The sequence below is a fragment of the Sphingobium abikonense NBRC 16140 genome (genome assembly GCF_001598335.1).
Classification (GTDB): domain Bacteria; phylum Pseudomonadota; class Alphaproteobacteria; order Sphingomonadales; family Sphingomonadaceae; genus Sphingobium; species Sphingobium abikonense.
The window spans coordinates 26170-34831 of record NZ_BCYT01000024.1 but is presented as its reverse complement, the minus strand read 5'-3'; the positions used below and the strand labels follow the sequence as shown (position 1 = coordinate 34831).

Sequence of the window (8662 nt, the reverse complement as noted above, 5' to 3'; positions counted from 1 at the left end):
GGCCGGCGCGAGCCAGCGATGGCCGAGCGCCGGCAGGCGGGGATCATGCGGCTTGTCCGCCGCTTCCAGCGAGCAATGGACCGCTAGGGCCGCTTCGCGCGCGATCGTTACCTTGCGGCGCAGGCGATAGAGGGTGAGGCGTTTCGCGAGGGCATCGGCCTGCGCAGCCTCGCAATCGATCAGCACGTCGTCGCCATCCCCCCACAGGATGAAGTCGAACAGCGCCTTTCCCTGCGGCGTCAGCAGCCCGGTCCAGCGTGGATGGTCCGGCTGCAAGGTCAGAACGTCGCGCGTGAGCAGGCCCTGGAGGAAAGAGCGCGCCTCCTCCCCCGAAATTCTGAGGAGCGCGCGGTCAGTGAGGGTGGTGCCGGTCATCGGCTTTAGGTAGGACGGCGACAGGACGAAGCCAAGCCGTTCGCGCGGCCAGAGCAGACAGGAATTTGCCATGACCCAGACTTTCGACATGATCCTGAAGAACGGCACGGTCCATACGCCCGGCGGCGCGGAGCAGGTCGATGTGGGCGTGCGCGGCGGCAAGGTGGCGGCGATCGGCGCCAATTTGGGCGATGCGGGCGAGGTGATCGACTGCACGGGCCTGGACGTGCTGCCCGGCTGCATCGACAGCCAGGTCCATTTCCGCGAACCGGGGCTGGAGCATAAGGAGGATCTGGAATCGGGTAGCCGCGCCGCGGTGATGGGGGGCATTACAGCCCTGTTCGAAATGCCCAACACCAATCCCAATACCGACACGGCCGAGCGGGTGCACGACAAGCTGAAGCGCGCGCATCATCGCATGTGGTGCGACCATGCCTTTTACGTGGGGGCGACCGCCGACAATGCCGAGCAGTTGAAGGAGCTGGAGCGCATTCCCGGCACGTCGGGGGTCAAGATCTTCATGGGTGCGTCGACCGGCAGCCTGCTGGTGGACGATGACGATGCATTGTCGCGCGTACTGGCGAGCGGCACGCGCCGCGTCGCCATCCATGCCGAGGACGAGGCGCGGATGAACGCACGCAAGGACTACAGGCAAGAAGGCGACCCGTCCTCGCACCCCGTCTGGCGCGACGATGAAAGCGCGATGATCGCCACGAAGCGGATCATCGCGCTGGCCCGCAAGGCGCGGCGGCGCATCCATATCTTGCATGTGACGACGCCGGCCGAGCTGGAATATATCGGCCAGAACAAGGATATCGCCACCTGCGAGGTGACGCCGCAGCATCTGACGCTGGCGGCCGAGGACGCCTATCCGCGGCTGGGCACCTATGCGCAGATGAACCCGCCGATCCGCAGCGCCGCCCATCGCGACGGCCTGTGGTTCTGGCTCAACCAGGGGGTGCCCGACGTGCTGGGCAGCGACCACGCGCCGCACACGATCGAGGAAAAGGCCAAGCCCTATCCCGCCAGCCCCAGCGGGATGCCGGGGGTGCAGACGCTCATCCCGCTGCTGCTCAACCATGTGGCGCAAGGTCGGCTGACGCTGCGCCGCTTCATCGAACTGACGTCGTCGGGACCGCAGCGTGTGTTCGGGCTGGTGGGCAAGGGGCGGATCGCCGTCGGCTATGACGCCGATTTCACCGTCGTCGACCTCAAGAAACAATGGACGGTGGACAGGGACTGGCTGGCGTCGCGCTGCGACTGGTCGCCCTTCGACGGCGATAGGCTGACCGGCAAGGCGGTCGGCACCATCATCCGGGGCAATCGCGTGATGTGGGAGGATGCGCTGGCCAATGTCGCGATTGGCGAGCCGGTGCGGTTCGAGGCGACCGAATATAGCTGAACCGGGTCAGGCGGCCGCCACCGCCGTCCGGTTGCGCCGGGCGGTGGCGATGCTGTCGCCGGCAAAGAGGATAAGGCCGACCCAGATGAGGCCAAAACTCAGCATCTGACCGATGCTCAGCGTTTCGCCCAACAGCAGGACGCCGCACAGAAATTGCAGCGTCGGGGCGATATACTGCATCAGCCCCAGCGTGGCCATCGGCAGGCGTTGCGCGGCGGTGGCGAACAGCACCAATGGCACGGTGGTGACGCCGCCCGACAGGATGAGCAGGACGCTGGTGGACATATCCTGCCCGAAACCGATGGCGCCATGGCCCGCTTCCCAGATCAGATAAGCGATGGCGAGCGGCGCCAGCAGCGCGGTTTCGACGCCCAGCCCCGTCATCGGCGCGACCGGCGTCAGCTTGCGCAGCAGGCCGTAGAAGGCGAAGCTGAAGGCCAGGGTCAGGCTGATCCAGAGCGTCGTAAGCGCCGAAGCGGCCAGGATGGCGACGCCGATGGCGGCAAGAGCGATGGCGAGCAGCTGGGGCCGGCGCAGCCGTTCCTTGAGCACGAGCACGCCGAGCAGGACGTTTACCAGCGGATTGAGGAAATAGCCAAGGCTGGCGGCGACGACGTGATTATCGTTGACGGCCCAGACATAGGTCAGCCAGTTGATCCCGATCATCAGCGCCGATCCGGCAAGCGCCGCGACCAACCGGCTATTGCGAAAGGCGGCGCGGAACATCGGCAATGTGCCCCGCCAGGCAAGGATCGGCACGATCAGGAGCAGCGACCAGAGGATCCGCTGCGTCACGATTTCCGTGGGATCGACATGATGGAGCAGCCGGAAGAACAGCGGCAGCAATCCCCACAGCCCGTAAGCAGCGGTCGCGGCCAGCAGGCCGCGCCGCGTTTCGGCATGGGCCTGCGTCAGACAATGCCTCCGCCAAGGAACAGGCGCAGCGCGCCGAAAGCCGCGACGATCAGGCAGAAATATTGGCCGCTCTTCTTTGATGACATCAGGCCGATGAAGGCGCCGAACAGCGCGATCGGCACCAATATCCAGTTGAGCGCGCCCAGCAGCGGAAGCACCGCCGGGATCATGAGGATGAGGGTGACAAGGCCAATAAGGCCTGACAGAAGATTGAGCATCGTGAACACATGCCGTCGAAGCTGTGCCAGAGCAAGACAGGGACCGGGGCCAGTCATTCGAAACTGGCCTTCGAGCAAAAAAACCGGCAGATTCACCAAAAGTCCTAACGAAGATTTAACCTTCCCTCTTCATCGCTCATTTACAAAGGAGTGAAGAATGGCCCTGTTTCGATCCGTATGCGCCGCATCGCTGCTGCTGGCGCTCGCCGCCTGCAACAAGAAGGACAAGGAGGGCGAACTGGCCGCGCTGGACGCGCAGCTGACCAATAATGCGGCTGACCCGGCGATGAAGGGGGCGCTCAACGATCCGATCCTGGTCGATCCGCAGCTTGTGGGGCAGGCCAATCGCGATGCGGTACGCCCCGCCGACAAGCCCGCCAGTGGCGCGGTGCCGGTGATGAGCGGGGACGCAGCCAAGGCGCAGGCGCAGGCCGTGCGACAGGCAGGCGGCAAATTGCTGTCGGCCCCCGCCCCGACCACGGGCGAAGCGATGGCGTCGACCGTCACGTTGGGCGCGGTGGCGCGCGAGCAGGCGGCGGCCAAGGGCGGCAATGCCAACTGCGCCAAGAAGCTGAATTACGGCATGGAATGGGCGCAGCGCCTGCCCGAGGGCTTCCCCCTCTATCCCGGCGCGCAGCTGATGGAGGCGGCGGGCGCGCAGGCCGACGGCTGCACGTTGCGCGCGGCAAGCTTCGTGACGCCGGTGCCGCGTCAGGGGGTGATGGACTATTATTACACGCTTGCCCGCCGCGCCGGATATGATGGCGAGCACAAGATCATGGGCGGCGACCATGTGCTGGGTGGCACCCGCGCGTCTGATGGCGCGGCCTATTTCATCCTGTTCACCGATGCGCCGGGCGGCCGCACCAGCGTCGACATCATCGCGGACCAGGGGCGCTAAAGGCCCCCGGCCGCATCGCGTCCTGCCGCCGCGCGTCCGTCAGCCGCTGTTACGCAGGGCCGTGGCGATGGCGTTGATCGACAATTCGATCCCTTCCTTGATGCGCGGGTCATCCTCGCCCGCACGATGACGCTTCAACAGTTCGACCTGCAACAGGTTGAGCGGCTCGATATAGGGCAGGCGCAGGCGGATCGAGGTTTCGAGCGACGGGTTCTTTCCCAGAAGCCGGCTCTGGCCCGTCGCCTGCAACAGGCCGTCATGCGCCGCCTGCCAGCCTTCGCGGATGCGGCCGAAAATGCTGTCGGCCAGTCCCTGATCCTCCACCAGCGGCAGGTAGCGCGCGGCGATGCCCAGGTCCGATTTGGCCAGCACCATTTCCATATTGGCAAGCGCGGATTTGAGGAAGGACCAATGCTGCGCCATGTCGGCCAGCAGCGCCTTGTCCTCGAACCCGGCGAGCGCCTGGCCCACGCCATACCAGCCCGGCAGCATGACGCGCGCCTGCGCCCAGCTGAACACCCAGGGGATGGCGCGCAGATCCTCGATCCGGCTGCTTTTCTTGCGGCTGGCCGGGCGCGATCCGATCTTCAGCCCGGCAATTTCCTGAATTGGCGTCAACTGGCGGAAGAAATCCCGGAATCCATCGGTGCCGTAGACCAGATCGCGATAGGCGGCGAAGGCGCTGTTCGACAACTCATCCATCGCTCCGGCAAAGCGCGTGGCGTCGCGCTCCGAAATGCCTTCCGGTTCCAGGCTGGCGAGCAGGGTGGCGCTGGTCGTTGCTTCCAAATTGGTCATGGCGACGTCGCGCGTGCCAAATTTGGCGGCGATCACCTCGCCCTGTTCCGTGATGCGGATACGGCCCTGCACGCTGCCCTTGGGCTGGGCCTGGATCGCGGCAAAGGCAGAGCCGCCGCCGCGTCCGACCGCCCCGCCCCGGCCGTGGAACAGCTGCATCGCCGCGCCCGCCTCCGCAAAGACCGGCTCCAGCGCCTTGCTCGCCTTGTAGAGGCCCCAGGTCGAGGTGATATAACCGCCATCCTTGTTGCTGTCGGAATAGCCGATCATCACTTCCTGATGGCCCCGTGCCTTCACCACGCCGGCGATTTCGGGCAGTCCGAAATAGGCGGACATGATCTTGGGCGCGGCATCAAGATCGCCGATGGTTTCGAACAGCGGGATCGCCATGATCGCGGCGTGCGGCGGATCGCCATTGTCGCCCACCCGCCACAGCCCCGCTTCCTTGAGCAGGATGTTCACTTCCAGCAGGTCGGACACGCTCTGCGCCATGGAAATGATATAATGGGTGATGCATTGCGGCCCGTAGAGGCGGTGTGCTTCGGCGGCGGCATGGACGATCGCCAGTTCCGACGCCGTTTCATCGGAATAGGCGGAAAAGCGCGATCCGAGCGGGCGGTTGTTGGCAAGTTCGCGGCGCAACAGCGCGATGCGCGCATATTCGTCGAGTGCGAGATAATCCGCCTCCACGCCCGCGACCTTGAGCAGTTCGGAAACGACGCGTTCGTGCACGGCGCTGTTCTGGCGCATGTCGAGTGTCGCGAGGTGGAAGCCGAAGGTTTCGACCGCGCGGATGAGGCGGCCGAGCGCGCCGCCACTCGCCAGCGCGCCATTACCTTCGCTCGCCAGCCCCTGCGCGACGACGACCAGATCATGGCGCAAGTCGGCCGGGCTGGCATAGGGTTCGCCCTTGAGCGCCGATGGCCGCGCCGGTTGGCCCCCGGTCAGCGACACGCAGGTCGCGGCAAGGCGCGCATAGATGCCGCTGAGCGCACGGCGATAGGGTTCATCCTTGCGGCTGAGCGCGTCATCGCCGCTGGCGTCGGCCAGATCCAGCACCGCCTGGGGCACATGGGCAAGTTCAGTCGACAGCGACAATTCAGCGCCAAGCGCATGGACGCCGTCCAGATAATAAGCGATCGCCGCCGCCGCGCCGCGCTTCAACGCATATTGCAGCTGGGGCGCCTGAACGAAGGGATTGCCGTCGCGATCGCCGCCGATCCAGCTGCCCACGCGCAGGAAACTTTGCGGCCGCGCCCCCAGCACCCGTTCCCACCGGGCATAGAGCGCGGGCAGCACGGGCAGGAAGCTGTCCCGAAAATAAGCGAGGACATTTTCGATTTCGTCGGCAACGAACAGCTTTTCGCGGCGCAGCGGGCGTGTCTGCCACAGGAGCGCGATCTGGCGAAAGATAGCTTCGTCCAGATTTTCCCCGTCCGCCGTTTCCGTGCGCCCCGCGTCTTTGAGGTGCATCAGGTCGGCGATGCGGTTCTTGTGGTCGATCATGCTCTTGCGCCGCACCTCGGTCGGGTGGGCGGTCAGCACCGGCACGATCAGGCTGTGTGCCAGAAGGTCGAGCACCGCGTCGCGCCCCACGCCCTGCGATTCAAGACGCTGGAGCGCGGAGGCGACATCGGCGCCCGGTTCGGCCGCGACACCCTGGCGATCCTCCGCCAGATTGGCGAGCATCGAAAACAGCATGAAGCCGCGCGTGAAATTCAGCGTATCATCGAGGCTGAGCGCATCCAGCCCGGTGTCGGTAAGGTCCGCGCCGTGAAGCCCTCGCGCGCGATCGACCGAGGCGGAGCGGATATATTCGGTCTGCTGATAGAGTTTTTCCCCGCCATAGGCGCGAATGACGTCACCCAGCAGCCGCCCGAGATAGCGGATATCGGGATTCTGCGTGATCGCAGGGGCGGTTTGCTGTGCGTGGCTCTCCATGGACGATATGCTGCACTGCGGCATGGGAGTCGTCAAGGCGGATGGAGGCTTTCCCCGCCTGCGCCGGTCAATCGGCCTGACGCCTCAAGAAAGCGATGATGTCGGCGCGGTCGAGCGGGTCGGCGACGCCGGGATAGATCATCTTGGTGCCCGGCACGACCTTTTGCGGATGGGCGATCCAGGCATCGAGCGTCCTTGCGTCCCAGCGGCCGCCGGCGTCGCGCAGGGCGGCGGTATAGCTGTAGCGCGCGCTCTGCTGCGCCATCGGCCGGCCATAGACGCCGTAGAGATTGGGTCCGCCCATGTCGGGGGAGCCTTTCGTCGCCTTGTGGCAGGCGGCGCAGGCCGCGAATTTGCGTGCGCCGGCATTGGCATCGGCCACGGTCAAAAGCGCATCGAGCGAAGGATCGGGGCCGGCGGCGGCCAGCCTTTCCGCCCGGCGGTCGTCCGCGCATCCCGCCAAGGCCAGTGTCGGGACCAGCGTCAGGATCAAGGCCATTCTCATCGCACCGTAACGCATGCCGTCGCTCCTTCGTGGCTGACCCTAATGGTGAAGGGACGGGCTGGACAAGGGACAGGCTGTCCTCCCCCCTTTGCGCTCACGCCTTGTGCTAACCCTTGCACTAGTCCCTCCGCTTGGGCCAAAGACGCTTCCGTGACCGCCAGCATCAGCATAGGAACCGATCATCACGGCAAGGACGTGCTGGTCGATGTGGAGGAATTGCTCGCCACCCGCCTGCTCGTCCAGGGCAATTCCGGGTCGGGAAAATCGCACCTCCTGCGCCGGTTGCTGGAGGAAAGCGCCGCCATGGTGCAGCAGGTGGTGATCGACCCCGAGGGCGATTTCGTCACGCTGGCAGACCAATATGGCCACGTCGTGATCGACGCGGGTGACTATAATGAGCGCGAGATCGTCACCATGGCGAGCCGCATCCGCGAACATCGCGCCTCGGTGGTGCTGAGCCTCGATTCGCTGGAGCTGGAGGCGCAGATGAAATGCGCCGCCACTTTCCTGTCGACCCTGTTCGACGCGCCGCGCGACCATTGGTATCCCGCGCTGGTCGTGGTGGACGAAGCGCAGATGTTCGCGCCAGTCGCGGCGGGCGACGTGTCGGACGAGGCGCGCCGCTTGTCGCTGGCCGCCATGACCAACCTGATGTGCCGGGGGCGCAAGCGCGGCCTGGCGGGCGTGATTGCGACGCAGCGGCTGGCGAAGCTCGCCAAGAATGTGGCGGCGGAAGCGTCGAACTTCCTGATGGGGCGCACCTTTCTGGATATCGACATGGCGCGCGCGGCCGACCTGCTGGGCATGGAGCGGCGGCAGGCGGAGCAGATTCGCGATTTGGAGCGCGGCCGCTTCCTGGGCCTTGGCCCCGCGATCGCGCGGCGACCCGTCAATGTGAAGATCGGCGCGGTGAAGACCGGATCGCGGGGCGGCGTCCACAAGCTGATGCCGCCGCCGGTCGCCGCGACGGAGGATTTCCAGGAGCTGCTGTTCGCCAGGGCCGAAGCCGATGCGCTGCCCGCGCCGCCGCCGCGCGCCGACCCCCCGCCCCGCCCGGCCGAGGAGATAATGCGCGCGCTGGCCGACGCGCCACAGGCCAAGCCCGCCGCGCCCGAACTGGATTTTGGCGAAAATGAGCCGGTCGTGATCGCGGTGCTGGAGGAAATGGTCGCGGATCTGGGCGATGCCACGCCCGGCGTCGCCAGCCTGTATCAGGACTTTGGCGTCCGCTGCCGGATGAAGGGCATCAAAAAATCGCCGCTCGACCTGCCGGCCTTTCGCAAGCGCTTTGCCATGGCGCAGGCAGGCATGGCCGATGGCGACGATCCGCGCTGGCAGGACGCCATCCGCGCATCAGAGCCGGTGCCAGAGGATATGCTGGCCCCTTTCCTGCTGATCGCGCGCGCGGCGATCGACGGGCAGCCCTGCCCCGACGACGGCGCGCTGGCCCGCGCCTATGGCACCAGTTCGCCCGGACGGGTGCGCCGGCTGATCGACTATATGGAGAAACTGGGCGTCATCGTCGCGCGCACCGATTTTTCGGGCAAGCGCTCGATCGGCCTGCCGGGTCTGGGCCTGTCGACCGCCGCCGCGGAGGGGTGACGATA

The 8662-nt window shown here is 66.0% G+C and carries 8 protein-coding genes; 3 read left to right on the top strand and 5 right to left on the bottom strand.

Annotation, left to right across the window (positions count from 1 at the left end):
* On the bottom strand, positions 1–375 hold a 375-nt coding region (locus tag SAB01S_RS17015; protein ID WP_369405248.1), incomplete at its 3' end, for a YgfZ/GcvT domain-containing protein.
* Between the two features lie 70 nt (positions 376–445).
* On the opposite strand from SAB01S_RS17015, the gene SAB01S_RS17010 reads away from it, so the two are divergent.
* Positions 446–1777 carry a dihydroorotase gene (locus SAB01S_RS17010; RefSeq protein WP_062734506.1) on the top strand — a complete coding sequence of 444 codons (1332 nt, stop codon included), beginning with the start codon at positions 446–448 and terminating at the stop codon, positions 1775–1777.
* 6 nt (positions 1778–1783) lie between these two features.
* Here SAB01S_RS17010 and rarD read toward each other — a convergent pair whose 3' ends face one another.
* Together rarD and SAB01S_RS17000 are read right to left on the bottom strand one after the other, a co-directional pair.
* Positions 1784–2659, bottom strand: a complete 876-nt coding sequence (gene rarD, locus SAB01S_RS17005) for an EamA family transporter RarD (RefSeq protein ID WP_439646693.1) — start codon at positions 2657–2659, stop codon at positions 1784–1786.
* Between the two features lie 29 nt (positions 2660–2688).
* Positions 2689–2910 carry a hypothetical protein gene (locus tag SAB01S_RS17000; protein ID WP_062734502.1) on the bottom strand — a complete coding sequence of 74 codons (222 nt, stop codon included), beginning with the start codon at positions 2908–2910 and terminating at the stop codon, positions 2689–2691.
* 157 nt (positions 2911–3067) lie between these two features.
* Here SAB01S_RS17000 and SAB01S_RS16995 point away from each other — a divergent pair, with 157 nt between their 5' ends.
* Positions 3068–3811 (top strand): hypothetical protein, encoded by a 744-nt coding sequence (locus tag SAB01S_RS16995; protein WP_062734500.1) that lies wholly within the window; start codon positions 3068–3070, stop codon positions 3809–3811.
* Positions 3812–3850: 39 nt separating this feature from the next.
* Here SAB01S_RS16995 and ppc read toward each other — a convergent pair whose 3' ends face one another.
* Entirely contained in the window at positions 3851–6550 is a 2700-nt protein-coding gene (gene ppc, locus SAB01S_RS16990) for a phosphoenolpyruvate carboxylase (protein ID WP_174525678.1), read from the bottom strand.
* 67 nt (positions 6551–6617) lie between these two features.
* Positions 6618–7070 (bottom strand): c-type cytochrome, encoded by a 453-nt coding sequence (locus tag SAB01S_RS16985; RefSeq protein ID WP_245646516.1) that lies wholly within the window; start codon positions 7068–7070, stop codon positions 6618–6620.
* A 135-nt stretch (positions 7071–7205) separates the two neighbouring features.
* Between SAB01S_RS16985 and SAB01S_RS16980 the strand changes: the two genes are divergently transcribed.
* The gene (locus SAB01S_RS16980) at positions 7206–8657 is read left to right on the top strand and encodes a helicase HerA domain-containing protein (protein WP_062734498.1); all 1452 of its coding nucleotides are present in this window, start codon (positions 7206–7208) and stop codon (positions 8655–8657) included.
* Positions 8658–8662: the final 5 nt, after the last annotated feature.